The 26,290-nt window shown below is 64.5% G+C and carries 23 protein-coding genes; 12 read left to right on the plus strand and 11 right to left on the minus strand.

Annotated elements, in window-relative coordinates; genetic code table 11:
• The first annotated feature begins 1 nt into the window (after nt 1).
• Both I5R65_RS21310 and I5R65_RS21315 read left to right on the plus strand, forming a co-directional pair.
• The gene (locus tag I5R65_RS21310) at nt 2–382 is read left to right on the plus strand and encodes a type II toxin-antitoxin system RelE/ParE family toxin (protein ID WP_077236711.1); all 381 of its coding nucleotides are present in this window, start codon (nt 2–4) and stop codon (nt 380–382) included.
• 16 nt (nt 383–398) lie between these two features.
• Complete coding sequence (locus I5R65_RS21315; protein ID WP_231395287.1) at nt 399–803, plus strand: helix-turn-helix domain-containing protein; 405 nt, start codon at nt 399–401, stop codon at nt 801–803.
• A 51-nt stretch (nt 804–854) separates the two neighbouring features.
• Here I5R65_RS21315 and I5R65_RS21320 read toward each other — a convergent pair whose 3' ends face one another.
• Entirely contained in the window at nt 855–1,688 is an 834-nt protein-coding gene (locus I5R65_RS21320; protein WP_180670797.1) for an alpha/beta hydrolase, read from the minus strand.
• Nucleotides 1,689–1,725: 37 nt separating this feature from the next.
• A complete protein-coding gene (locus tag I5R65_RS21325) occupies nt 1,726–2,640 on the minus strand; it encodes a LysR family transcriptional regulator (RefSeq protein WP_180670798.1) in 915 nt (304 codons plus the stop codon).
• A gap of 262 nt (nt 2,641–2,902) precedes the next feature.
• On the opposite strand from I5R65_RS21325, the gene I5R65_RS21330 reads away from it, so the two are divergent.
• The 4 genes from I5R65_RS21330 to maiA are packed head-to-tail and all read left to right on the plus strand — an operon-like array spanning nt 2,903 to nt 7,613.
• On the plus strand, nt 2,903–4,246 hold the full coding sequence (locus tag I5R65_RS21330) for an MFS transporter (protein WP_180670799.1): 1,344 nt from the start codon (nt 2,903–2,905) through the stop codon (nt 4,244–4,246).
• Nucleotides 4,243–5,580, plus strand: coding sequence for a homogentisate 1,2-dioxygenase (gene hmgA, locus I5R65_RS21335; protein WP_180670800.1), 1,338 nt, complete (start codon nt 4,243–4,245; stop codon nt 5,578–5,580). The genes I5R65_RS21330 and hmgA overlap by 4 nt, the downstream gene beginning before the upstream one ends.
• Nucleotides 5,577–6,923, plus strand: coding sequence for a fumarylacetoacetase (fahA, locus tag I5R65_RS21340; protein WP_180670801.1), 1,347 nt, complete (start codon nt 5,577–5,579; stop codon nt 6,921–6,923). Before hmgA ends, fahA begins: the two co-directional genes overlap by 4 nt.
• Before the next feature lie 42 nt (nt 6,924–6,965).
• A complete protein-coding gene (gene maiA / locus I5R65_RS21345) occupies nt 6,966–7,613 on the plus strand; it encodes a maleylacetoacetate isomerase (RefSeq protein ID WP_180670802.1) in 648 nt (215 codons plus the stop codon).
• Nucleotides 7,614–7,625: 12 nt separating this feature from the next.
• On the opposite strand, the gene I5R65_RS21350 is transcribed toward maiA, so the two are convergent.
• The 9 genes from I5R65_RS21350 to I5R65_RS21390 form a co-directional block, all read right to left on the minus strand.
• Entirely contained in the window at nt 7,626–8,075 is a 450-nt protein-coding gene (locus I5R65_RS21350) for a MaoC family dehydratase (protein ID WP_180670803.1), read from the minus strand.
• A 157-nt stretch (nt 8,076–8,232) separates the two neighbouring features.
• Nucleotides 8,233–10,260 carry a flagellar filament capping protein FliD gene (fliD, locus tag I5R65_RS21355; protein WP_180670804.1) on the minus strand — a complete coding sequence of 676 codons (2,028 nt, stop codon included), beginning with the start codon at nt 10,258–10,260 and terminating at the stop codon, nt 8,233–8,235.
• Between the two features lie 276 nt (nt 10,261–10,536).
• Nucleotides 10,537–11,028, minus strand: coding sequence for an Lrp/AsnC family transcriptional regulator (locus I5R65_RS21360; RefSeq protein ID WP_180670805.1), 492 nt, complete (start codon nt 11,026–11,028; stop codon nt 10,537–10,539).
• Between the two features lie 136 nt (nt 11,029–11,164).
• Complete coding sequence (locus I5R65_RS21365; RefSeq protein ID WP_180670806.1) at nt 11,165–12,541, minus strand: aspartate aminotransferase family protein; 1,377 nt, start codon at nt 12,539–12,541, stop codon at nt 11,165–11,167.
• A 191-nt stretch (nt 12,542–12,732) separates the two neighbouring features.
• Entirely contained in the window at nt 12,733–13,635 is a 903-nt protein-coding gene (locus I5R65_RS21370) for a GNAT family N-acetyltransferase (RefSeq protein ID WP_180670807.1), read from the minus strand.
• A 73-nt stretch (nt 13,636–13,708) separates the two neighbouring features.
• The gene (locus tag I5R65_RS21375; protein WP_180670808.1) at nt 13,709–15,190 is read right to left on the minus strand and encodes an NAD-dependent succinate-semialdehyde dehydrogenase; all 1,482 of its coding nucleotides are present in this window, start codon (nt 15,188–15,190) and stop codon (nt 13,709–13,711) included.
• A 41-nt stretch (nt 15,191–15,231) separates the two neighbouring features.
• Nucleotides 15,232–16,548 (minus strand): NAD(P)/FAD-dependent oxidoreductase, encoded by a 1,317-nt coding sequence (locus I5R65_RS21380; protein WP_370461008.1) that lies wholly within the window; start codon nt 16,546–16,548, stop codon nt 15,232–15,234.
• Nucleotides 16,549–16,709: 161 nt separating this feature from the next.
• Nucleotides 16,710–17,636: a glyoxylate/hydroxypyruvate reductase A gene (locus tag I5R65_RS21385; RefSeq protein WP_180670810.1), complete on the minus strand. Its 927-nt coding sequence runs from the start codon at nt 17,634–17,636 to the stop codon at nt 16,710–16,712.
• 19 nt (nt 17,637–17,655) lie between these two features.
• Nucleotides 17,656–18,543: a GNAT family N-acetyltransferase gene (locus tag I5R65_RS21390; protein ID WP_180670811.1), complete on the minus strand. Its 888-nt coding sequence runs from the start codon at nt 18,541–18,543 to the stop codon at nt 17,656–17,658.
• Between the two features lie 567 nt (nt 18,544–19,110).
• Between I5R65_RS21390 and I5R65_RS21395 the strand changes: the two genes are divergently transcribed.
• The 6 genes from I5R65_RS21395 to I5R65_RS21420 all read left to right on the plus strand — a co-directional run bounded on the left by I5R65_RS21395 (nt 19,111) and on the right by I5R65_RS21420 (nt 26,290).
• Complete coding sequence (locus I5R65_RS21395; RefSeq protein ID WP_180670812.1) at nt 19,111–19,779, plus strand: haloacid dehalogenase type II; 669 nt, start codon at nt 19,111–19,113, stop codon at nt 19,777–19,779.
• 216 nt (nt 19,780–19,995) lie between these two features.
• Nucleotides 19,996–21,627, plus strand: coding sequence for an ABC transporter substrate-binding protein (locus tag I5R65_RS21400; protein ID WP_180670813.1), 1,632 nt, complete (start codon nt 19,996–19,998; stop codon nt 21,625–21,627).
• 101 nt (nt 21,628–21,728) lie between these two features.
• A complete protein-coding gene (locus tag I5R65_RS21405) occupies nt 21,729–22,685 on the plus strand; it encodes an ABC transporter permease (protein ID WP_180670814.1) in 957 nt (318 codons plus the stop codon).
• On the plus strand, nt 22,682–23,563 hold the full coding sequence (locus tag I5R65_RS21410) for an ABC transporter permease (protein ID WP_180670815.1): 882 nt from the start codon (nt 22,682–22,684) through the stop codon (nt 23,561–23,563). The genes I5R65_RS21405 and I5R65_RS21410 overlap by 4 nt, the downstream gene beginning before the upstream one ends.
• 4 nt (nt 23,564–23,567) lie before the next feature.
• Nucleotides 23,568–25,490 carry an ABC transporter ATP-binding protein gene (locus I5R65_RS21415; protein ID WP_180670816.1) on the plus strand — a complete coding sequence of 641 codons (1,923 nt, stop codon included), beginning with the start codon at nt 23,568–23,570 and terminating at the stop codon, nt 25,488–25,490.
• A gap of 59 nt (nt 25,491–25,549) precedes the next feature.
• Entirely contained in the window at nt 25,550–26,290 is a 741-nt protein-coding gene (locus I5R65_RS21420) for a cupin domain-containing protein (RefSeq protein WP_180670817.1), read from the plus strand.

The raw sequence follows: 26,290 nt of genomic DNA on the forward strand, positions 1-26,290 counted from the left end.
TGTGAGGACATTTTGCGAGGTAGAATATACAGACGAATTTGGTCAGTGGTGGAATAGTCTTGACGAAGCCGAGCAGACCTCTGTGGCAACCTACGTCGGTTTGCTCGAACAGAATGGTCCGGCTCTCAAGCATCCTTACAGTTCTGGAATCCATGGCTCGCGACACGCCCATATGCGGGAGCTTAGGGTCCAGCATGCAGGTAGACCCTATCGGGTGCTTTATGCGTTCGATCCGTTGCGGCGTGCGATTCTTTTGATTGGCGGAACCAAGGCAGGAAACAATCGGTGGTATGAACAATACGTACCGCTCGCGGATAAGCTCTACGACATCCATCTTCATTCATTGCGGATAGAGGCAGGCGACCATGTCAAAAAAATTTAGCGAATTGCGCGCTCGCATGCGACCGGAGGCGCAACTGGAGGCTCAATCCAGGACAGAGTCGCTGCAAACGAGTATCAAGCTACAGAATCTCCGAAAGAGTCTGCACATCACTCAGGCTGCACTCGCAGAAACTCTGCAGGTACAACAGGCCGCGATTTCAAAAATGGAAAATCGGGAGGACTTGCTTGTCAGCAGCGTGATGGATTTCGTGCGCGCTCTGGGAGGTCAATTGATATTGACGGCGAATTTTCCAGGAGATAGGACTTTCGATTTAACTCCAGATCCGGGCCCCGCCCCAGCACCAGCGTCAGTGAGTACTCAAAAGGTCGGGATACCGAGTTCGCAGAAGCGCCCGATTAAACACCGCAAAAGCAGCGTGGGGGCAACGACCAGAAGCTCGTCTGCAAGAAATCCCACATGAACCAGAGGGCTGGTGCATACCGGATGTGCTCTCCGCGGCTGCAGACTTCATTCATTCCAGCATCATTTTGATCATCGTCCGCGTCAACACACTCCCGGCATCGGCCGCCACGTCCACGATGCTCAGGTGATGTATCTGCGGCAGCGCCACGGTTTCCACCGCATGGCCCGACTGGCGCAGCTTGGCGGCGTAGGTGGCACTCTGGCGCAGGAATTCTTCCGTTTCCTGTCCACCCACGCTCAGCAGTGCCTGCGCACCTTGCGGCAGGTCCAGTTGCAGCGGGCTGGCCTGCAGGGCGTCGGATGGGGACAGGTGCAGGGATTCGTTGACGTAGGACAGGCGCACCGGCTCCAGGTCGTAGATGCCGGAAAGGCCGCAGACGCCGCGTACCGGTGCCGCGCCCAGCGAGGCGATCAGCGCGGCCAGGTGGGCGCCGGCCGAGTGCCCCATGAGCCAGATCGCCTCGGGATCGAAGCGTAGCGCGCCGGCCTTGGCGTGCAGCATGCGTAGCGCCCGCCCACAGTCGGCGGCGATGTCGCCCATGCGTACCTGGGGTGCCAGGCGGTAATTGATCAGCGCCACATTGATGTCCTGCGCCAGGTAGGGCAGGGCCAGCTGGCTGAACTGGTGCTTGTCCAGAGAGCGCCAGTAGCCGCCGTGGATGAACACCAGCAGGGGGCGGCCATTGCTGCGTCCGGGAAAGAAATCCAGGGTCTGCAGCGCATCCTCGCCGTAGGGCAGATCGGCCAGGTGGGGGTGGGCCTCACGCGCGGCCAGCCCTTCACGGGCGAAACGGTCGAAGTAGTCCTGGAAATCAGGGATGTGCAGGCGCACGTAATACTGCAGGTCCAGCGCTTCGCGGTCGTAGTCGCGGTAGATGTGCATGTTGTTCCTCCCTGGCCGCTTGCGGCCCTATTCCCTATTATTCGGCGAACTGCTCTGAAATCAGATTGCGCAGCCAGACGTTGCCCTCGTCCTGATTGTAGCGGCGATGCCAGAACATGTTGGTCTGCAGGGCCGGTAGTCGCAGCGGCGGCTTGATGTAGCGCAGTCCGAACGGCATGGCCGCGCTCTCGGCCAGCTTGCGCGGCACGGTCACGACCAGATCGGTGGTGCTGACGATGTAGGGCACGGCAGTGAAATGCGGCACGCGAAAGCGCAGGCTTTGCAGGATACCGGCCTTTTCCAGATTCTGGTTGATGCGGTCATAGGGACTTTCCAGCGAGGACACCATCAGGTGTTCGGCCGCCAGGAATTCCTTGAGGCTGATCTCACCGCGCCGGTCCAGCGCATGGCCGATGCGGAACATGCTGACGTAGTCCTGGCGGAACAGCCGCCGCTGGTACAGCGCCTCGGACAGGTTGTCGAAGGCGCCGATGGCCAGGTCCACCCGGCCGGCTTCCATCTCGCTCTTGAGATCGACGGCACCGGCGCGCACCGTGCTCACGCTCACTCCCGGCGCCATTGCCGCGCAGGCCTCGATCAAGCGCGGCATGAAATAGACCTCGCCGACATCGGTCATGGCGATGGTAAAGCGACGCTCGCTACTTTGCGCAGAGAAACCTTCCTGCAGATTGAGAGCGCGTGCCACCTGCTGCAGTGCCGCAGCGACCGGCTCGGCCAGTTGGTCTGCGAATGGCGTGGGTTGCATGCCCTGCGCGGTGCGCACGAAGAGTTCATCACCGAAGCTGCGCCGCAACCGCGCCAGCGCATTGCTGACGGCCGGCTGCGACAGGCCCAGGCGGCGCGCTACCGAGGAAATCTGGCGTTCCTGGAAGACTTCCTGGAACACCACCAGCAGATTGAGATCGATGTCGCGGGGTTCGATGAGGGCCATGGATGAGCTTGGAACGTAGAGCGTGCCCGCAGCCGGAGGCATAGCGTGCACTGCAATATTCATAGAATGAATGGATCGTATTTTCGTATTTATATCGTAAAAGAAAGACGATTGCACTACAGTGACGTCGCCGCCCCAGCCATCGGGGCTACGTCGCAGGACGTGCGCAGAGCGCCATCCAGAGCGACATTGTCGGCCGTCATCGGCCCGCATGCCCGGCAACACAACTAAAACAACGTAAAGACAGACGAGGAGTCAAGACATGAGTATCCACGCAAGTGGCGCTCTCCCCACGGTCCATGTGGACCAGGTGGTGGAGCAGGGCCGTTTCGGCCGTTTCCAGTTCGGCCTGCTGCTGCTGTGCGGCCTGTGCCTGATCATCGATGGTTTCGACGTCCAGGCCATGGGCTATGTGGCACCGGCCATCATCGCCGACTGGGGCGTGAGCAAGGCCAGCCTGGGGCCGGTGTTCGGCGCCGGCCTGTTCGGCATGTTGCTGGGTTCGCTGGTATTGACGCCGGTCGGCGACCGCTACGGCCGTCGTCCGGTCCTGATTGTGTCCACGCTCTTTTTCGCCGCCTGCATGCTGGCCACGCCCCTGGTGACGACCCTCGATCAACTGTTGATCGTGCGCTTCATCACCGGTTTTGGCCTGGGCAGCATCATGCCTAATGCCATGGCGCTGGTGGGTGAATTCAGTCCTTCCTCGTCCCGGGTGACCCGCATGATGCTGGTGTCCTGCGGCTTCACCGTGGGCGCTGCTGCCGGCGGCTTCGTCAGCGCCGCATTGATCCCGGCGCACGGCTGGCATGCGGTGTTCTGGGTCGGTGGCGCGGTGCCGCTGGTGCTGGGCCTGGTCATGCTGGTCTGGCTGCCGGAATCAATCCAGTTCCTGGTGCTGCATCGCCGTCCGCGGGCGCAGGTGGCACGCTGGTTGCGCAAGCTCGATCCATCTATCGTCATCGATGAGCGCACCGAGGTGGTGGTCAAGGAAGCCAAGGCCGAGGGCATGCCGGTGGCGGCGCTGTTCCGCGATGGCCGCGCCGGCGTGACCGTGCTGCTGTGGTTGATCAGCTTCATGAACCTGATCAACCTCTATTTCCTGTCCAACTGGCTGCCCACGCTGATCCATGACGCCGGTTATTCCACCAGCATGGCCGTGCTGATCGGTACCTCGCTGCAGGTGGGTGGCGTGATCGGCACCCTGACCCTGGGCCGTTTCATCAATCGCTATGGTTTTACCCGCGTGCTGGGTGTCTGCTTCCTTCTGGCCTGCGTCTCGATTGCCATGATCGGCAAGGTCGCGGCCCTGCCGGCATTGCTGTTCGTGGCGGTGATCGTGGCCGGTTTCTGCATCGTCGGCGGCCAGCCGGCGGTCAATGCCCTGGCCGGGACCTACTATCCGACCACCTTGCGTTCCACCGGCATCGGCTGGGCGCTGGGCATCGGTCGCATCGGCTCGGTGGTGGGGCCGGTGATCGGCGGCCAGCTGATCGCCCTGCAATGGAGCAATGGTTCGCTCTTCATCGCCGCTGCCGTGCCGGCCCTGATTTCGGCGCTGACCATTGCGCGTCTGCATCGTACTTCCCGAGGAGTTTCTGCATGACTATCGTCACCGATTCCACCGTCAGTCATCACGTCCATACCCGTGGCTATCAGTCCGGCTTCGGCAACGAGTTCGAGACCGAAGCCTTGCCCGGTGCCTTGCCGGCGCACCGCAATTCGCCGCAGAAGGTGGCCTATGGGCTGTATGCCGAACAGGTATCGGGTACTGCCTTCACCGCGCCCCGTGGCCACAATCGTCGCTCCTGGCTGTACCGCATCCGGCCGGCGGCGGTGCATGAACCCTTTGCGCCGATGGAGCGCAGTCTGCTGCTGAGTCACTTCGATGACGTGGCGCCGCCGCCGAACCAGTTGCGCTGGGACCCGCAGCCCATGCCCACGGCCCCTACCGATTTCATCGAGGGGCTGGTGACCATGGCCGGCAATGGTTCGCCGCAGGCGCAGAACGGTTGTGCCATCCACCTGTATGCGGCCAATTGCTCGATGACCGACCGCTTCTTCTATTCGGCCGATGGCGAACTGCTGATCGTGCCGCAACAGGGACGCCTGCAATTGCGCACCGAACTGGGCGTGATCGATATCGCGCCGCAGGAAATCGCCGTCATCCCGCGTGGCCTGCGCTTCCAGGTGAGGCTGCCGGACGGCGAGGCGCGCGGTTACGTCTGCGAGAACTTCGGCGCCTTGCTGCGCTTGCCGGATCTGGGGCCGCTGGGTTCCAATGGCCTGGCCAATCCGCGTGATTTCGCTACGCCCCATGCCTGGTACGAAGATCGCGAAGGCGACTTCCAGTTGATCGCCAAGTTCGGCGGCAACCTGTGGCAGGCGAAGATCGGCCATTCGCCGCTGGACGTGGTGGCCTGGCATGGCAACTACGCGCCCTATAAGTACGACCTGCGCCACTTCAACACCATCGGCTCCATCAGCTACGACCATCCCGATCCTTCGATCTTCCTGGTGCTGCAGTCGCAGAGCGATACGCCGGGCGTGGATACCATCGACTTCGTGATCTTCCCGCCGCGCTGGCTGGCCGCCGAGAATACCTTCCGCCCACCCTGGTTCCATCGCAACGTGGCCAGCGAATACATGGGCCTGATCACCGGCCAGTACGACGCCAAGGAAGGCGGCGGCTTTGTCCCCGGCGGCGGCAGCCTGCATAATTGCATGAGCGGCCACGGACCGGACGCGGCCACCTTCGAGAAGGCCAGCCGCATCGATACCAGCCAGCCGAACAAGGTCGATCACACCATGGCCTTCATGTTCGAGACCCGCAACATCCTTTGCCCCACCCGCCATGCTCTGGCCTCGCCGACCTTGCAGCGCGACTACCAGGATTGCTGGCTGGGCATCCAGAAGAACTTCAACCCGGAGCGCGCATGAGCCTGCCTAGCCTGAAACTGAACGAAACCCACGACACCGAGCTGCGCAGCTGGGTCGAAAGTGCCAACACCGACGGTTGCCCGTTCCCGATCCAGAACCTGCCTTATGGTGTGTTCCGCCGCGCTGCAAGTGAAGAAAGCTTCCGTGCCGGCGTCGCCATCGGTGACCAGATCCTGGACCTGCCGGCGGCGCAGGCGGCCGGCGCCTTTTCCGGCTTTGACGAAGCCACGCGTCAGGCCGCCCACGCGGCCTGCAGCGGCAGCACGCTCAATGCCCTGATGGCCTTGACCCCGGCCGCCTGGTCGGCGTTGCGCCTGGCGCTTTCGCGCCTGCTGCGCAGCGGCTCACCACACCAGACCGAACTGGCGGCCTGCCTGGTGCCGCAGGCCCAGGCCCGCTACGACGTGCCGGCCGCCATCGGCGACTACACCGACTTCTATACCTCGATCCACCACGCCACCTCGGTGGGCAAGCTCTTCCGTCCGGATAACCCGCTGCTGCCCAACTACAAGTGGGTACCGATCGGCTACCACGGTCGTGCTTCGTCGATTGCCGTCTCGGGCCAGCAATTCCGCCGCCCGGTCGGCCAGACCAAGGCGCCGGATGCCGAAACGCCTAGCTTCGGACCCTGCAAGCGGCTGGATTACGAATTGGAAATGGGCATCTTCATCGGCGGTGGCAATGCCCTGGGCGAACCGGTACCGATGAGCCAGGCCGAAGACAAGGTATTCGGCCTGTGCCTCCTCAATGACTGGTCGGCACGCGACGTGCAGGCCTGGGAATACCAGCCGCTCGGCCCCTTCCTGTCCAAGAGCTTCGCCTCCACCATCTCGCCCTGGATCGTCACGCTGGAAGCGCTGGCCCCGTATCGTTGCGCCTGGACCCGTCCGGCCGACGATCCGCAGCCGCTGCCCTACCTGGATGCCCCCACCCTGCGCGAGAGCGGCGCCTTCGATCTGCAGCTGGAAGTGCTGATCCAGACCGCCGCCATGCGTGAGGCCGGCACCGCCCCGCAGCGCCTGTCGCTGTCCAACTATCGGGATGCCTACTGGACCGTGGCACAACTGGTAGCGCACCACACGGTCAACGGCTGCAACCTGCGTCCCGGTGATTTCCTGGGTACCGGCACCTTGTCCGGTGCGCAAGCTGACGAAGCCGGCTCGCTGCTGGAACTGAGCGCCGGCGGCAAGGCGCCCATTAACTTGGCCAACGGCGAGCGACGGGTGTTCCTGGAAGATGGCGACACCATCATCCTGCGTGCCGCCGCCCGTCGTGACGGCTTGCCCATGATCGGTTTCGGCGAAGCCGCCGGCACCGTGCTACCGGCACGCAGCCTGGCCTGATGCGCCTGATTTCCAATGAAGGATGAGGATGAAAGGATGAGGATGACTACGCTATACAGCTATTTCCGCAGCTCGGCCTCCTACCGCGTTCGCATCGCCCTCAATCTCAAGGGCGTGGCCTACGAGACAGCGGCGGTACACCTGCTCAACCAGGGCGGGGAGCAGTTGCTGCCGGCCTTCACGCAATTGAACCCGCATGCGCTGGTGCCGGTGCTGGCCGACCAGGGGCAACTGCTGAGGCAGTCCATGGCGATGCTGGAATACCTGGACGAGCGCTACCCCACGCCCTCCCTGCTGCCCGGCGACGCCTTCGCGCGCGCCCGCATCCGCGAACTGTCGCTGGCCATCGCCTGTGAAATCCATCCCCTGAACAACCTGCGCGTGCTGCGTTATCTCAAGCACCAGCTCAACGTCGACGAAACCCAGAAGACGGCCTGGATCCATCACTGGATCAAGCTCGGCTTTGCCGCACTGGAGCAGCAACTGGCCGCCGACGCCACGCGCGGCCACTTCTGCGTGGGCGATGCGCCGACCATGGCCGATTGCTTCCTGGTGCCGCAGATGTTCAATGCGCGTCGCTTCGAGGTTGACATGGCACCCTATCCGACGCTATGCGCCATCGAGGCCGCCTGTAATGTCCTGCCGGCCTTCGAACAGGCCCATCCGGCACGCCAGCCGGACGCCGCCTGAACTGGGCCAGGCTTAGCTGCGGCGCGGCACCAGCAGGTTGCCGGTCATGATCAGCACGGCTTCGTCGTGCTGGTTGTAGGTGGTCACGCGATGGTTGAGGAAGCCCTGCAGCGGCCGTGATTGGGAGGTCTTGATACCCAGCACTTCGGCCTCCAGGCGCAGCACGTCGCCGGGGCGGGTGGGACGCGGCCAGCGGAATTCGTCGAAGCCGGCGCCGATGATGCCGCCCTGGATGTGGAGGGTATCGACCAGCAAGCGCATGGTCAGCGCGGCGGTATGCCAGCCGCTGGCCGCCAGTCCACGGAAGAAGGTCTGCTGGGCGGCAGCGTCATCCAGGTGGAAGGGCTGGGGATCGAACTGGGTGGCGAAGTGCTTGATGGCCTCGGCATCCACGGTCAACGTGGCGGGTGAACGGAAAACCTGGCCGGGCTGGAAATCTTCCAAATACTTGGGCGTATCCACGATGTCTCCTGATCGTTGTTATCGCTGTCATGTCCCGGTCTTCAGGAGACCGGAAAGGCCCCCAGTATAACGACTTCAGCAAACACCAAAGGCCGCAGCGGAGGGTACGCTGCGGCCTTTGGTGTTTTCGCTGGCGATCAGCCGTCCGCGTGCGGGCTCAGGATGACTTCGACAGCTTGGTCAACTGCTGGGTCAGATAGCTCTGCCTTGCCTGCATCGTCGCCAGCGTGACGTTGAGACGGTTGAACTGGTTGGTGTAGTTGTCCTTCAGGTCCTGCAGGCGCGAACTGGCCGCCGTCTGCTGGTCGGTGACGATCTTCAGGCTGGCCTGCAGGCCCTTGGTCTTGGTGGCCAGCGTGCCGCTGTCTTTCAGGATGCCATCCATCACCGTCTGCAGCTTGGTGACTACGCCACCGGTGGCGGTGAAGAGCTTGCTGATGCGCTCGAAGTCCTTGTTGGCCGCGGTGGTCAGCTTGGTCGAATCCAGCGCCAGCGTGCCATCCTTCTGGAAGGAAATGCCGACCTGCGACAGGTTCATCCCGCCACCTTCGCCCAGCGCCCCCAGCATGGTGCTGCGGATCTGCGCCATGATGTTCAGTACCGACGATTCCGACGCCAGTGGCGAGCCGGTATTGGCCTCTCCCTTGGTGGTGGACGGAGTCTGCTTGGTCAGATTGGCCACCGCCTTGGCCAGCGTGTTGTAGGCATTGACGAAGGTGTTGGCCGAGGTGGTCAGGCCGCTGGTGTCATTGGCAATGGCCAGCGTGAAATTGTCGGTGGCATTGGTGACCTTGCTCAGATTGAGCGTTACGCCCGAGATCACGTTGGTGACCTTGTTGCTGGTACTGGTCACGACCACGCCGTCGATGGTCATCCGCGCATCCTGCGCCTTGGCCAACTGGCCCATGCTACTGCCGGTGAGGCCGGCGTAGTCGTTGCTGCCGGTCAGCTTGACCGCGTCGCTGCCGGTCGGGGTGAGCACCAGCTGCTCCTTGCCGCCGCTGGTGCTGATGCTGGCTGTCACGCCGGTGTTGGCATCGTTGATGGCCTTCATCACGTCGTTCAGACGGATGTCGCCGCTGGCGTCCAGATCGGTCGGCGTGATGTTGAAGGACTTGTTGCCCACCTGCAGCGCCAGCGCGCCAGTGGTGAAGGTCTGGCCGGCCGTCACGCCCGGGGTGGTGACGGTGCCGCTGGGATCGAAGGCGAACGGCGCGAACGAGCCGGTGCCGCTGACCCGCAACGTGTTGGCCGCGCCGCTGTCCTTGGCAGTCAGCACCAGGTGGTCATTGGTGCCATCGCTGACGATGGAGGCGCTTACCCCCGCCTCGCTGGCATTGATGGCATCGCGCACGCCGGCCAGGGTGTTGGTCTTGGGCTGGATCAGCACGGTCGAGCCGTTGCCGGTCTTGATGGCCAGCACGCCATTGTCGAAGGTGCTGCCCGGAGCGATGCCGGCCGAGCTGACCTTGACCGCCTGCGCCAGCTGGTTCACTGCCAGGCTGTACGAGCCCGACGCCGCCTTGGCCGCGTCGCGCGGGGCCTGCACCTGGGTCACGCTGCCCGGCGTGCTGGAGGCCGGATCGTAGTTCAGTCCCGAGAGGGTGTTGTTGGCGGTGATCTTGATGGTATTGGCGGTGCCGCCGGTATTGGATTCCAGCACCAGATGGTCGCCGCTGCCGTCGGTGGTGATCGACGCCGTGACCCCGGCCTTGGAGGCATTGATCGCATCGCGCACCCCGGCCAGGGTGGCATTGGCCTTGAGCGTGATGAAGGTAGGTTGGTTGCTGCCCACCTTGATGGCGACCGAATCGCCGGCATTGAAAGTGGTGCCGGTGGCGTAGCCGCCCGACTTCAGCTTCTGTGCCAGTACCTTGGTCGATTCATCGGTATTGGTTTCGGCGGTGAGCGGATCGGTGGTCAGGCCCGTGCCGGTGCCGGCATTGGTCAGGGTGGTCTTCTGGGCGCTGAAGGTGGCCGAGGTCATGCCCTTGAGGGCGCTTTGGTAGCTCGAGAGCGCGTTCTTCAGCGTCCCGTAGGCCGAAATGAGCGTGTTGAAGCCGGTTTCCTTGTTTTTCAGCGGTGTGAGACGCGACTTGCTTTCGACCGAAATGAGCTGGTTGACCAAGGTCGCCACATCGAGCGGACCGGCCGATGTGGAGATGGACCCCGTTGAAGTTGCCATTGTTGACCCCTGAACAATATTGAGCTTTTCTTGTAATTTGGAAAACTGACAAGTCGTCAGTCTGTGCCACATTAACGGCTGATCTTTACAAAAGTAAAGGTCAGTTTGCTGACAAAAGCTCGAATTTGTTTGGGATTTTTATGGAGATTTGATGGAGATGTCCCTCCCGGCGGGCGCAGGAGTGCACCGCCGCAGAAGTGGACGTGGGCAGGAGGGTGCAGGCAAGGCGGAGCAGGCCGCCACTAGGGGAACTTGGCGGCACTGCCGCCATACGGATCAGGTCTGGATGAACTTTTCCAGCGGGTAGTGATGCTTGATGAAGGGCGACTTGATGACGATGTAGCTGAAATACTTCTCGATGCGCAGATTCTGCTCCAGCAGCGACTCGATCACGCTCTGGTAATGCACCACGCTGCGGGTCATGAACTTGAGCAGGTAGTCGTAACCGCCGCTGACCAGGTGGCATTCGATGATTTCATCCACATTGCGGAGATAGGACTCGAACTTGGCGAAGTCTTCGCGGCGATGGTCTGACAGCGTCACTTCGGTGAACACGATCTGCACATCGGCCAGCTTCTCCAGGCGGATGTAGGCACCGTAACCGCTGATGTAGCCGGCTTTTTCCAGACGCTTGACGCGGATCAGGCAGGGACTGGGGGACAGGCCGACGGCATCGGCCAGGATCACATTGGTAATGCGGCTATTTTCCTGCAGGTGACACAAAATCCTCAGATCGATCCGGTCCAGTTTCAACGCGCCGTTAGTCATCTTCTTGCCTCGGGTTATTCAACTCAACCGGCCGGCCGTCCCTGGTCAGGAAAGGCAGGCTGGATGTCAGGGCATTTTAACCCCTCCGGTCCCAGTTTTTGGCATGTGACCGGAGGCTCTGCTCGCGTTGGCCGGCTTATTTGACGGCCTGCCGGACCTCGGGCTGGGCCAGCACTTCATCGAGGATGGCCTTGAGGCGCTGGAACATCAGTTCGAAATCGGCCGGTGTATAGCACAGCGCCGGCGCAAAACCGAGGATGTTGTCGCCGAAGGCGCGGAACACCAGCCCCTGTTGATAGGCCACCTTGAAGATGCGCTCATGCAGCTTCAGTTCGGGGGCGAAGCGCGCCTTGGTGTGCTTGTCGGCCACCAGTTCCAGCGCGCCCAGCAGGCCGCGGCTGCGGGCGTCTCCTACCAGCGGATGATCCAGCAGGGCGCGCAGGCCACCGGTGAAATGGGGCTCGACGCGTCGACCGTTTTCCAGCAGGCCACCTTCCTCGTACAGGCGCAGCACCTCCAGCGCCACTGCGGCACTGACCGGATGGGCTGAATAGGTCTGGCCGTGGCCGACTACGGTGCTCATGGGCGCGCCATCGGCGATGCCCTGGTAGACCCGGTCCGACATCATCACCGCACCCATCGGCGCATACCCGGCGGTCAGGCCCTTGGCCATGGTCATCAGGTCCGGCTGCACGTCTTCGTCCAGGCAGGCGAACATGGGGCCGGTGCGACCGAAGCCGGTGATCACCTCATCCACCACGAACAGGATGTCCAGCTCGTTGCAGGCCAGTTGCATGGCCTTGAGCCAGCCCTTGGGTGGCACCACCACGCCGCCCGAACCCTGGATCGGTTCGCAGAAGAAGGCCGCCACCTGCTCCGCACCCAGTTCGGCCACCTTGCTGCGCAGCGCCTGTACCGAGGCGGCGATGATGGCCGCATCGTCGGTCAGTTCACTGCGGTAGGGATAGGGCGAGGGCAGGTAGTGCTGGGTCGGCAGCGGCAGGTCGAAGTTGAAGTGGAAGTTGGACAGCGCCGTCAGCCCCGCACCCACCGACGATGAACCATGGTAGCCACGCTGCAGCGAGATGAAATGCTTCTTGGCCGGCTTGCCGATGGAGTTGTGGTAGTGCGTGATGTAGCGGATGGCCGCATCCACCGCGTCCGATCCGCCCAGGGTGAAGTAGACATGCCTGAGCGAGGCCGGGCTGATGTCCACCAGCTTCTTGGCCAGCAGGATGGCCGGCTCCGAGGCGAAGTGGAAGTAGCCCGTGGCATAGGGCAGGCGCTGCATCTGTTCGGTGGCGGCGCGGATCACGCTCTCCTGGCCGTAGCCGGTGTTGACGCACCACAGGCCCGAGAAGGCATCCAGCAGTTCCTTGTCCTGATGATCGGTCAGGTAGGCGCCACGGCCGGACTTGAGGATGATGGGACCCAGCTCTTCGTGCTCGCGCAGGCTGGTCACGGGATGGATCAGGTGGCTGCGGTCGAGGGCAGCCAGGGTAGATGTTTGCATGAAGGAGGACTCGCTGACGATGGCGTTGAACAAGGTCGTGCCAGGCGGGCGACACAACCGGGATGCGTTCTATGCTATGCCTGCCCGGTCGCAGCGGATGCGCAAGATGCGGGGTCGAAAAAGCATCTTCATGGGTTTTGCGGGCGGCTTTGGCATTTTCTGCGGCAGGCCCCGTCACATCGGCTGCGGACTCAGCCCAGCGCCTGGTTGACGATGGAGAACAACTGCATGCCGGCATCGCGCACCGGGGGCGTGCCCTTGCACATGCGGGTGACATGGTCGACATTGGTCAGGCCCAGCGTGTCCAGCCAGGCCGGCAGGCCACTCGATTCGAACACGTCGATGCGGATGAAGGAGTCCGAATAGGTATTGATCCAGTGCGCGATGAGGCCCTTGGCGCGTTCTGCATCGGGCGCCACCACCGGCCCGATCACGCGGCCATGGCCGAAGCGGCGCACCAGCGCAAAGCCCAGCATTTCGCCATCGCGGTCCAGCGCCACGCCTTCGGACATGTCCAGCAGGGCCAGCAGCAGCTTGCTGCGATCCATGCCGGTGGCCCGCGCATCCAGCGCCAGCAGTCGTTGCACATCGTTCTTGCCCATCGGCCGCACGCGCTCGCCGGGCGGCAGCGAGACCAGTACCGGTTGCGCCGAGGCGCCCTGGAACTGGTGCAGCACATCCTGCTGTACGAAACCCAGTTGCCGGTACAGCGGCATACCGGCGGCGGTGGCGTTGACCGCCAGGCTGCGGCCATTGACCTGGCTGGCGGCGTGCTGCATCAGCCGCCGCCCCAGGCCACGCCGCTGCAGCTCGGCCTGCACCAGCAGCATGCCGATGACCGCGTGCTGCTCGCCGTAGCAGGTGCACACTACCGAGCCCACCACCGGCAGCGCGGCGCCGGCGTCCGTGTGTTCCAGCAGATAGCCCTGGCCCATCTGCAGCAGGAATTTCCAGTCCTCCAGCCGATGCGGCCACTTGAAACGCAGCGACAGCCGGTGGCAGTTGCCCAGGTCATCGGCGGCGATGGCGCGCAGGCGCAGGTCGGGCAAGGCTTCCTGGCCGGTGCTCGGGGCGGGGGTGGTCAGCGCTGGCATGGCGGCTCCTGGTCGGTTCGGTGAAGGTAACGTACTACAGAGATTTCAAGGCTGCGATCTCAAGGCTGCAATTTCACAGCTGGCCCTGGCACACGTACTTGGTGTGCAGGTAATCATCCAGCCCGTGCACCGAGCCTTCGCGGCCATAACCGGATTCCTTGACACCGCCGAAGGGAGCCGCCTCGGCTGCCAGCGCGCCCTCGTTGACGCCGACGATGCCACTCTCCAGCGCGTCGGTGACACGGTGGATGCGCCGTACATCGGTCGAATAGAAATACGCGGCCAGCCCGAAGGGTGTGCCATTGGCCGCCGCGATTACTTCTTCCTCGGTGGCAAAGCGCGTCACCGGTGCTACCGGGCCGAAGGTCTCTTCGCAGCTGCATTGCATGGCATCGGTCACATTGGCCAGCACGGTGGGCGCATAGTAGTTGTCGCTCTCGTAGCCGGGCCCCTGCAGGCGCTGGCCGCCGGTGATCACGTGGGCGCCACGGGCGATGGCGTCGCGCACGTGCTGGTCGATCTTGGCGATGGCGCGGGCATTGATCATGGGACCGATCTGCGAAGCCGGATCGCTGGCCGGGCCGACCTTCAGCGCCGCCACCCGCGCCCCCAGCCTGGCCACGAAGGCTTCATAGACCTTCTCTTGCACGTAGATGCGGTTGGGGCTCACGCAGGTCTGGCCACCATTGCGGAACTTGGCCGCCATCACGCCGTCGATGGCCGCGTCCAGGTCGGCATCGTCGAAGACGATGAAGGGCGCATTGCCCCCCAGTTCCAGCGACAGCTTCTTGAGGGTATCGGCCGAATGACGCGCCAGGTGTTTGCCCACGGCGGTGGAGCCGGTAAAGCTGATCTTGCGCACCCGGCTATCGGCCAGCCATACATCCACGACCTCCGGCGTACGCTCGCGCGAGGCCGTGACGATGTTGATCACCCCGGCCGGCACGCCCGCTTCCTGCGCCAGGCGCACCAGCGCCAGCGAAGTCAGCGGCGTATCCTCGGCCGGCTTGCACACCACGGTACAACCAGCCGCCAGCGCAGGTGCGATCTTGCGGGCGATCATCGCGGCCGGGAAATTCCAGGGCGTGATGGTGGCGACCACGCCCACCGGTTCCTTCAGCGCCAGCATGCGGCGTCCGGTGACCGGGGCCGGGATGATGTCGCCATTGGCGCGGGTGGCTTCCTCACCGAACCATTCGACATAGCTGGCGGCATAGGCCACTTCACCCCGGCCCTCGGCCAGCGGCTTGCCCTGCTCGCGCGAGATCAGGCGACCCAGGTCTTCCTGGTGCGCCAGCAGCAAGTCGTTCCAGCGCTTGAGGATGGCGGCGCGCTGCTTGGCCGGCGTGGCCCGCCAGGCCGGGAATGCGGCAGCAGCGGCATCCACCGCAGCACGGGCATCGGCGGCATTGCCGTCGGGGACGCTGGCAAATACCTTGCCGGTAGCCGGATCGCTGACCTCCAGCTTGCCACCGTCGGCGGCCGCGCGCCATTGCGCGCCGATCAGGTGGGCGCCGGGCAGCAGGTCCTGGCGTTGCAGTTCGAGTGTAGTCATGGCGAGCATTCAGTAAAAGTGAAGACGATTTGAAAGAGCATTCAGGCCAGCTTATCCTTGAGCCGGTAGTACATGCCCACCACCGGCAGGAACCAGGGCGGCCCGAAATGACCGGGGATGGCCGGCCACTCGCGGTCACGCCAGGGATTGGCCAGCGCATCGCCGGCCATCACCTGCGCCATGCACTGCCCCATGTGGACCGACATCTGCGTGCCGTGGCCGCTGTAGCCCATGGAATAGAACAGGCCATCGCGCTCGCCCGCCTGCGGCAGGCGGTCGCGGGTCATGTCGACCAGTCCGCCCCAGCAGTAGTCCAGGCGCACCGGCCCCAGTTGCGGGAAGGTCTGCTGCAGGCCCTGGCGCAGGATCTCGCCGCTGGCGGCATCGGACTGCGGGCTGGAAATGGCGAAGCGCGCCCGCCCGCCGAAGACCAGCCGGGTATCGGGCGTCATGCGGAAATAATGGTGGATATTGGCCACCGTGGTGTAGGTGCGCTGTTGGCTCAGCAGGGTGGCCGCGCGTTCGGCCCCCAGCGGCTCGGTCACCACGATGAAACTGCCCACCGGCACGATGCGCCGGCGCAGCCAGCCGAAGCTGCGATAGGCGCCGTGACGGCTGGCGCCGGTGGCCAGCAGGACCTGCCGCGCCAGCACGCTGCCACGGGGGGTGTGGACCCGATGCCCGTAGCTGTCGCCGATACGTTCCAGCCGTCGTACCTCGGTGCCGGTGTGGATGGCCGCGCCATGGCGTTCGGCCGCCAGCGCCAGGCCGTGGGCGAAGCGGCCCATGTGCATCTGGGCGCTGCGCTTGTAGAGCATGCCGCCGTGGAAGCGCTCGCTCTGCACCTCGGCACGTACGCGGGCGGCGTCCAGGATCTCGATGTCGCGGTCCACGCCATCGGCGTAGAGGCGCTCGGCACTGCGTTGCAGGGCATCCATCTGTTGCGGCCGGGTGGCCATCTTGAGCTTGCCGTGACGCAGGAAGTCGCAGGCGATGCCTTCTTCCTGCACCAGTCGCGCCACGGTATCGACGGCATCGTCATAGGCGTGGTACCAGGCACGGGCGCGTTCGACGCCGACCTTGGCTGCGACCTCCGCATAATCCATCGCCAGACCGTTGTTGACGTGACCGCCATTGCGTCCCGAGGCTTCGGCCGCCACGTGCGGGCCGGCTTCCAGCACGAGCACCGAGGCCCCGCGCCTGGCCAGCGCCAGCGCCGCCGACAGGCCGGTAAAACCGCCGCCGACGATGGCTACGTCAACCTGCGCAGGCAGGTCTCGCGAGGGGGAGATATACAGCGGGGCAGAATCGGTCCAGTAGGATTCCAGCTTCATGGTGGGGATGCCAGGCAGGTGAATGGGAGCAGGGCGGCTGGTCTGCTGACGCAGCACGCCATGTCATCAAGGATAGGGGGCAGAGGCAAGCGATGTGGCGCGAACTGCAGCACGCTGGCGGCATGGCATGCCGTTCTGGCGTGGGCAATCGGCATTTTGTTTGCCATGCGGCATCGCCTCCCGACTCAGTAACCGCGCTGGCGGTCGATCAGCCCCAGCAGCGGCAGGCCGGCGCGATGGCGGCGCAGGTTCTCCAGCACTGCTTCCACGGCGCCATCGGGCTGGGTCATGCTGGCGATGTGGGGGGTGAGCACGATGTCGGGATGCGACCAGAACGGGTGGCCCGGCGGCAAGGGTTCGACCTCGCACACATCCAGTACCGCCGCACCGAGCTGGCCATCAGCCAGGGCGGCCAGCAGGTCGTCCTCGACCAGGTGGCCGCCACGGCCGACATTGACCAGCGCAGCCCCGCGCGGCAGTTGCTCAAACAGCGCACGACACAGGAGGCCGCGCGTATCGTCGGTCAGCGGCACCAGGCACACCAGCACATCGGTGCGCGCCAGGAAATCCCTCAGGCCCCCGCTGCCGCTGTAGCACTCGATGCCCTCCAGCTGGTGGGCCGAACGGCTCCAGCCGGCGCAGGGAAAACCTAGACCATGCAACTGCTGCAGCACCGCCTGGCCCAGCATGCCCAGGCCCAGTACCCCGACCCGGCAGGCCGTGGCCGGCCGCACCCGATGCGCCCGCCACACCTGTTCACGCTGCTGGCGGGCATAGAGGCGGCTGTCGCGATGCAGGCCCAGCACCGCATGGGTCACGTATTGCACCATGCCGGCGGCGATGCCGGGTTCGGTCATGCGCACCACCGGCAGGTCTGGCGGCAGGGTGGACATGTCGAACTGGTCGATGCCGGCACCGACCGAAAACAGGATTTCCAGGTGGGGGAAGCGCTGTGCGATATCGTCCGGCGGCGTCCAGGCGGCCAGGTAGCGCACGCTGGCGTCATCGCCCTGGTGCGGCCAGATCTGGAAGGGCTGCTCCGGCGCCTTTTGCGCAAACAGCTCGGCCCATTCGGCGCCCCGCACGGGGTCGGCTTTGTAGAGAAAGGTCATGGTGAGTCGCGCCGGCCGTTCAGCCCAGCGCCTGGTTGATCATGGAATAGGTGCGCCAGGTCGGATCGGCCGTGGGCGGCGTGCCTCGGCACATGCTGACCACGTCGTCCACGCAGGTCAGGCCGATCTCCTGCAGCCAGGGTTTGAGGCCGCTGCGGCCGGGTACATCGATGCGCAGGTAGGCGCCGGGGTAGGCGTTGACCCAATAGGCGATCAGCGCCTTGGCGTCTTCCACGTCGCTGGCGATGATCGGCCCGATCACGCGGCCGCGGCCGAATTCGCGCTGGAAGGCCACCCCCGCCACCTGTCCCTGCCGTTCCAGCACGACCACCTCGGCCAGTTTCAACAAGGCCTGCAGCAGGGCGCTACGGTCGACGCCGCTGGCCTGGCGATCCAGTGCCAGCAGGGCCGGCACTTCCTCCGGGTGCAGCGGGCGAATGCGGGTGCCTGGCGGCAACGTGGCGGGCGCGCTGGCGGTGGTGCTCTGGTGCTGGCTCAGGGTATCGGTGACCACGAAACCCAGTTTTTCATACAGCGGGCGACCGGCTTCGGTGGCATTGAGGATCACATTGCGGGAGCCGGCATCGGCCAGCAGGCGCTGCATCATGGCGCGCCCCAGGCCGCGCCCCTGCAGGGCATCGGCGATGATCACCAGACCCAGCGACGCATAGTCATCGTCCAGCCGGCACAGCATGCCGCTGCCGGCCACATTGAGGGTGCCATCAGGCTGTTCCTGTTCGACCACCCAGCTGCTGCTGACCTGATGGTGGAACTGCCAATCCGCCAGGCGGTGCGGCCAGTGCAGATGAAGGCTCATGGCATGGCAGGCGGGCAGATCCGTGGCGCGCATGGGGCGCAGCGTGGTGCGGTCGGCCTGCGTGGTGTCGAGCGTGCTTTCAGTGTGCATGAAGCTTGTCCTTATCAATACGTGTCGATCCATGTGATCGCGTTCTGTATGAGCGCTGCCTGGGGACCTGCCGGGCAGTCGGCACACCTCAGCGATGATGCGCCATCGGCGGCGTGCGGCGGAGGGTTTCCGTGCCGCGAATTCGCAATCTTATGGCGATCTGCCCCCCTATCTCGGCACAAAATTGGGCGGCATCGGCATTAGCATGGTGCTGCCCCGCATGCCTCACTGGTAAATGATTTACGCATGTGTGGTGCAAGCGATTGCCCAGGCAGTGGTCATCTGCGCCAACACCCTGCCTGCATCCGGATCGCCAGCCTGCCGACGGAAACCGCACCAGCTTGGTGAAAATGCCCCAAAGCAGCGCGCCCGGCTCGCATTGCTGCACTGCTCGGCAAGCTATGCTGATTGGGCCGTCGAAAACACATATTTCTGTTTCGCGGCCCCGTCAAAAAGGAATAAACCGCAAGTGTCGCCATGTTGTAATCCTTCTCATGCATTGAACCTCAGGCAAGAGAATTCGCCGCATCCCTTTGCAGGATCATTTTTTTGACAGGACGATTTTCCATGAGCACTTTCAAGCCCAAATTCATCACCTTCGACTGCTATGGCACGCTGACCCGTTTCCAGATGTCGGAAACCGCACAGAAGATCTACGCCGACCGTGTATCGGCCGAGGACATGCCTTTCTTCCTGCGCCAGTTCGCCGCCTATCGCCTCGATGAAGTGCTGGATCAGTGGAAGCCCTACGAACAGGTCTGCAAGAACGCCATCACCCGTACCTGCGCGCGCTGGGGCATCAAGACCACCGACGAGGAAACCGGTGCCTTCTACAAGGCCGTGCCAACCTGGGGCCCGCACGCCGACGTGCCGGCCGGCCTGTCCAAGGTGGCCAAGGAATTCCCGCTGGTGATCTTCTCCAACGCCGACGACAGCCAGATCATGCATAACGTCGAGCAACTGGGCGCACCCTTCCACAAGGTCTTCACCGCCCAGCAGGCGCAAGCCTACAAGCCGCGCCTGCGCGCCTTCGAATACATGCTCGACAAGCTCAACTGCAATCCGGAAGACGTGCTGCACGTCTCCTCCAGCCTGCGTTACGACCTCATGCCGGCGTCCGACATGGGGATCAAGAACAAGGTCTTCGTCAATCGTGGTCATGAGCCCTCGACGCCGCACTACGGCTATACCGAGATCAAGGACATTTCCGGCCTGCCGGGCGTGCTCGGGCTGTAAGCCGGGCCGGAGCAGGAAGGGAGCCGCCCACGCGCAGCACGTGCGCAGGCGCTCCCGGCAACAGCAGTGTTCCGGTCGCCGCCAGCCTGGCATCAGGCTGGCGATCCATGCGACCGGCCCCATCAGGTGGCATGCCCTGTGCGGAGGGATCTGCAACAGCAGACGCCAGGGCAGGCCGGTGGTCTTCGTGGTTGAACTTTTATCGTGAGGCTTTTCATGAGCAAGCAGGAAAACGGACGACTCCCCGCAGAGGGCTCCATCATCACCGACCCATCGCTGGAACACGCGCAGGGCGGCTTCACCCGCCGCGACATGATGCGCACCCTGCTGGCCGGCAGTCTCATGACGGTGGGCGGCACGGGCCTGCTGACGGCCAGCGGCAGCGCAATGGCCCAGGCGGCACAGACCGGCAAGCGCGGTGGCAAGATGCGCATCGCCACCCAGACCAGCTCCACCGCCGATACCCTGGACCCGGCCAAGACCGCGCACTCCACCGACTACACCCGGGTGCACATGTTCTACAACGGCCTGACCAAGCTGGACGGCAAGCTGGGGCCGCAGATGGTGCTGGCCGAAGAGATGCTCACCAACGATGCCATCACCTGGACCGTCAAGCTGAAGAAGGGCGTGATCTTCCACGACGGCAAGCCCTTCACCCCGGCCGACGTGGTCTTCTCGCTCATGCGCCACAAGGACCCGGCGACCGCCTCCAAGGTCAAGGTGCTGGCCGACCAGATCGAATCGGTCAAGGCCAGCGGCCCCAATGAAGTGCAGATCAAGCTCACCAGCGCCAATGCCGACCTGCCGGTGATCCTGGCGACGGCACAGTTCCTGATCGTGCGCGACGGCACCACCAACTTCAGCAGCGCCAACGGCACCGGTGCCTTCAAGCTCAAGGAATTCACCCCCGGCGTGCGCACCATCGGCGTACGCAACGAAAACTATTGGAAGAGCGGCCTGCCCTACCTGGACGAGGTCGAACTGTTCGGCATCCCCGACGAGGCAGCGCGCGTGAATGCGCTGCTCTCCGGTGACGTGCACTGGATCAACGACGTCAATGCCCGTTCCACCGGCCGCGTCAAGGGCACCGCCGGCTATACCGTCATGGAAACCAAGTCGGGCCAGTACACCGACCTGGTGATCCGCCAGGACGTGGCCCCCGGCAACAGCATGGATTTCACCCTGGGCATGAAGTACCTGCTGGATCGCGAGCAGATCAAGATGGCCGCCTTCCGTGGCTATGCCGTCACCGCCAACGACCAGCCGATCGACCCCACCAACCGCTTCTACTTCGCCGGCCTGCCGCAGCGCGCCTTCGATCCCGACAAGGCCAAGTTCCACCTGGAGAAGGCCGGCGTCATGGGCAGCACCATTCCCATCGTGGCCTCGGTGGCCGCCACCGGCTCGGTGGACATGGCCGTGCTGATGCAGCAGAGCGCCGCCAAGATCGGCTTGAAGCTCGATGTCAAGCGGGTCCCGGCCGATGGCTACTGGTCCAACCAGTGGATGAAGGTGCCGGTCGGTTTCGGCAACATCAATCCGCGCCCCAGCGCCGACATCCTGCTGACCCAGTTCTTCAAGTCCGATGCCCAGTGGAATGAATCCGGCTGGAAGAACGCCCAGTTCGACCAGCTGGTGGTGGCCGCGCGCGGCGAGACCGACTTCACCAAGCGCAAGGCCATGTACGCCGATCTGCAGACCATGATCCACGAGAAGTGCGGCATCGGTATCCCGGTCTTCATCATCAACCTGGAAGGCATGAGCACCAAGGTCAAGGGCATCGATCCGGTGCCGCTGGGTGCCTTCATGAACTACACCTGTGCCGAGTACGTCTGGCTGGATGCGTGAGAACGGGAAAGTCTCGCGCCTGAAGCAATGATGGCAGTGCAAGTCACACGGGACCGGTGGGCACAGCCGGCCGGTCCCGGCACTGGTTACCGAGGATAGCTATGAATGGAATGGTCCTGCGTCTGATCGTGCGCCGCCTGCTGCAGGCGGTGCTGACGCTGTTGCTGGTGTCGGCCGGCGTGTTCTTCATCACCAACCTGTTGCCGGGCGATGCCGCCCAGACCGCGCTGGGCCAGGCCGCCACGCCCGAGACGGTGGCCGCGCTGCGCCTGCAGTACGGCCTGGACCTGCCGGCCCCGCTGCGTTATGCACAGTGGCTGAGCAACCTGGTCTCGGGCAATCCGGGCATGTCGCTGGTCAACAATGTGCCGGTGGCGCAGATGATCGCCGGTCGCCTGCCGGCCTCGCTGATGCTGGCCGCCGTGACCGCCCTGGTGTCGGTGCCGCTGGCGCTGTTCCTGGGCATCTTCTCGGCCATGTACCGGGGCTCCTTCTTCGACCGCGCCGTCAACGTCAGCGCGGTCTCGATGGTCTCGGTACCGGAATTCCTGGTCGCCACCGTGGCCGTGATGATCTTCGCCGTCAAGCTGCGCTGGCTGTCGGCGCTGTCGCATGCAAGCGAGGCCGCCACCCTGGGCGCCTTCGTCAAGGCCTATGCCATGCCGGTGCTGACCCTGTGCTGCGTGATCGTGGCCCAGATGACGCGCATGACCCGCGCCGCCGTGATCGACCAGCTGCGTTCTTCCTATGCCGAGATGGCCTTGTTGAAAGGCGTCAAGCGTACCCGTATCGTGCTGCGCCACGCGCTGCCCAACGCCATCGGCCCGATCGCCAATGCGGTCGCGCTGAGCCTGTCCTACCTGCTGGGCGGGGTCATCATCGTCGAAAGCATCTTCAACTATCCCGGCATCGCCACCCTCATGATCGATGCCGTGACCACCCGCGACATGCCGCTGGTGCAGGCCTGCTCGATGATCTTCTGTGCCGGCTACCTGCTGCTGGTGCTGGCGGCCGATGTGCTGGCCATTGTTTCCAATCCAAGGTTGAAGACCCGATGAAAGCCCTCCACGAATCCTCCGGCCCGGAAGCTGCTGCCTCCGGTCCCGCCGCGCCCCCCTCCGTGAAGCGCGTGCGGCGCCACTCGACCATGGCCTGGATCGGCATGGCCATCGTCGGCTTCTGGGTGCTCATGGCCATCCTCGGCCCCAGCATCTCGCCCTATGACGCCACGGCCATCGTCGATACCGACGTGTTTTCCGGCATGAGCCACAAGTTCCTGCTGGGCAGCGACTACCTGGGCCGTGACATGCTGAGCCGCATCCTCTTCGGCACCCGCGCCACCATCGGCCTGGCGCTGGCCGCTACCGTACTGGCCAGCGCCACCGGTACGGCCGTGGCATTGTTTGCGGCCTTCTCCGGTGGCTGGCGCGATGCCGTCATCAGCCGCGCCCTGGATGCCCTGATCTCGATTCCCAGCAAGATGTTCGCGCTGATGATGGTGGCCACCTTCGGTTCCTCCATGCTGCTGCTGGTGGCCACCGCCGCCATCACCTACATGCCCGGCGCCTACCGCATCGCCCGTTCGCTGGCGGTCAACGTGCAGGCCATGGAATACGTGCAGGCTGCGCGTGCCCGCGGCGAGGGCGTGTGGTACATCATGACCGCGGAAATGCTGCCCAACATGATCCGCCCGGTGCTGGCCGACTTCGGTCTGCGCTTCGTCTACGTGGTGCTGCTGCTGTCGGGCCTGAGCTTCCTGTCGCTGGGCGTGCAGCCGCCGGACGCCGACTGGGGCTCGCTGGTGCGGGAAAACATTTCCGGCCTGGGCGAGGCTGCCCTGGCGGTGATCATGCCGGCGTTGGCCATTGCCTCGCTCACCATCGGCGTGAACCTGCTGATCGACAACCTGCGCGGCAAGCGCGCTGCCAAGGAGTAAGCCTGTGAAGCAGTTCGATACTTTCCTCGGCAAGAAGGGTAGCACGCCCGCCTCCCCGACCGGCCAGACCCTGGTCGAGGTGCAGGGACTGCGGGTCACGGTCCGCAAGGACGATGGTTCTTCGGTGGAGATCGTCAAGAACGTCGATTTCACCGTGGCGCGTGGCGAAGTGCTGGCGCTGATCGGTGAGTCCGGTTCCGGCAAGACCACCATCGCCCTGTCGCTGCTGGGCTATGCCCGCAGCGGTTGCCACATCGCCGGCGGCCGGATCCGCATCGGCCAGCGCCAGATCGACCAGATGGATGAAAAGGCGCTGCTGGCCATGCGCGGCCACCATGTGGCCTATATCGCCCAGAGTGCGGCGGCGGCCTTCAACCCGGCGCGTACCTTGATGGATCAGGTCATCGAGAGTGCCCTGCAACATGGCGTGATGGACAAGGCCAGCGCCCGCCGCAAGGCGGTCGAGCTGTTCCGCGCGCTGGCCCTGCCGCAACCCGAAAGTATCGGTGACCGTTATCCGCACCAGGTCTCGGGCGGCCAGCTGCAGCGGGTGATGGCGGCCATGGCCCTGATCACCGATCCGGAACTGGTGATCCTGGACGAACCCACTACGGCCCTGGACGTGACCACCCAGATCGAGGTGCTGCGCGCCTTCAAGAAGGTGGTCAAGGAACTTGGCACCACCGCCGTCTATGTCTCGCACGACCTGGCCGTGGTGGCGCAGATGGCCGACCGCATCATCGTGCTGCGCGATGGCGCCGTACGCGAAATGGGCAACACCGGACAGGTGCTGCATGAACCCGCCGACAGCTATACCCAGAGCCTGATCGCGGCCGTCTCGCCGGCCACGCGGGTGGCGCAGCTACGTGATGCGACCCCGTCCAGCCTGGCGGCCGACGCCAGGGCACCGCTCTTGCGCATCAGCGGCCTGGTCGCCGGCTACGGTGCCCCGGACCGCCTGGGTCTGCCCGGCGTGCGCATCTTGGACGACATCAACCTCACCATCCAGCGCGGCAGCACGGTGGGCATCATCGGCGAATCCGGCTCCGGCAAGACCACTCTGGCACGCGCCGTGGCCGGCATGATCGCGCCGGCGCGCGGCAGCATCCAGCTCGATGGCCAGAACCTCTCGCCGAGCCTGGAGGGCCGCACCCGCGAACAGTTCCGACGGGTGCAGATCGTGTTCCAGAACGCCGATACCGCGCTCAACCCGGCCCATAGCATCGGCCGCATCCTGAACCGGCCGCTGGCCTTCTACCACGGCCTCAAGGGCGATGCCATGCGGCGTCGTACGGCCGAACTGCTGGACCTGGTCAAGCTGCCCTCCAGCGTGATGGACCGCCTGCCGGCCGAACTCTCCGGCGGCCAGAAGCAGCGCGTGAACCTGGCCCGTGCCCTGGCTGCCAAGCCCGACCTGATCCTGTGCGACGAGGTGACCTCGGCCCTGGATACGGTGGTGGCTGCCGCCATCCTGGAACTGCTGGCCGAGCTGCGGCGCGAGCTGCAGGTGTCCTACATGTTCATCAGCCACGACATCAGCACGGTGCGTGCCATCTGCGACGACATCGTGGTGCTCTATGCCGGTCGCATGGTCGCCAACCGCCCGCGCGAGGCGATGATGGCGCCGCCTTACCACCCGTATTCGCACCTCTTGCTATCGTCGGTCCCGGCCATGCAGCAGGGATGGCTGGAACAGGTGGCCGGGGCCGGCCAGCACAAGCTGCCGCCCATCGGTGCGGCCGATCCGTCGCCTGAGATCTGTGCCTTCCTGCCACGCTGTTCGTTGCGGGTGGACGGTGTCTGCAATGTGGTGCCGCCGCGTCGCCGCAACATGGAACACGGCGGCGAGATCCTGTGCCATCGCTCCGACGCCGACCTGCAGCAGGCGCAGGCGCCGTTGCTGCCGGTGGAAGGCGTGACGGTCTGATCCCCGCACCGGTATTCGAATTCAAGGCCAAGTCGATTGGCCAACCCATAGGAGAAGAAATGTCTGCAGCGTTGGTGTTGTACCGTGCCTCTGGCGCCCCCCTGCCCACGTCGTTCCGCCCGGCCGCGCTGGGCCCGGCCGATCCCTTTGCCGCCGTGCGCGAAATCGCCTGGCAGGGCAACGGCGGCATGAGCGCTGGACGGCTGCGCCTGGATGGCGCGTTGGCAATCGATATCGCCCGTTTCCCGCACCAGGAAACCCTGGTGGTGGTGCAGGGCGAACTGCATATCGAGACCGAGGGCGCCGCGCCGCTGGTGCTGAAACCCGACAGCGGTGTGGTCCTCACCACCGGTGCCGCGCTACGCGTATCGGCCCCGGTGCCGACGCTGGTGGTGTTCTGCGCCGCCGATTGCCCGCAGCCGGTGCAGCCGGGCGTGTTCCCGCTGGTGGCCGAGGCCGACTTCAAGCCCTCGGCCAATTCCCTGCCCAGGGAAATCCTGCTGGGGCCGGTCCCGCAATGCCGCAGCGACAACGTGGTCGATGAGACCTCCATCCACGCCAAGATCGGCACCTGGGATTCCACGCCTTACCACCGTATCGTGCGCGCCCATCCGGTCAATGAATTCATGCACATCCTCGATGGCGGGGTGCGCTTCGCCGAGCCCGATGGCAGCGTGGTGGCGGTGGAGCGGGGTGATGCCGTATTCGTGCCGCAGGGCGCCTCCATCGGCTGGGAGAGCAGCGAACGCGTGGCCAAGTTCTATGTGGTCCAGACCGTGCCGGCCGGGGAGGGAAAGTAA

Source organism: Herbaspirillum sp. AP02 (assembly GCF_015767275.1).
Classification (GTDB): Bacteria; Pseudomonadota; Gammaproteobacteria; order Burkholderiales; family Burkholderiaceae_D; genus Herbaspirillum.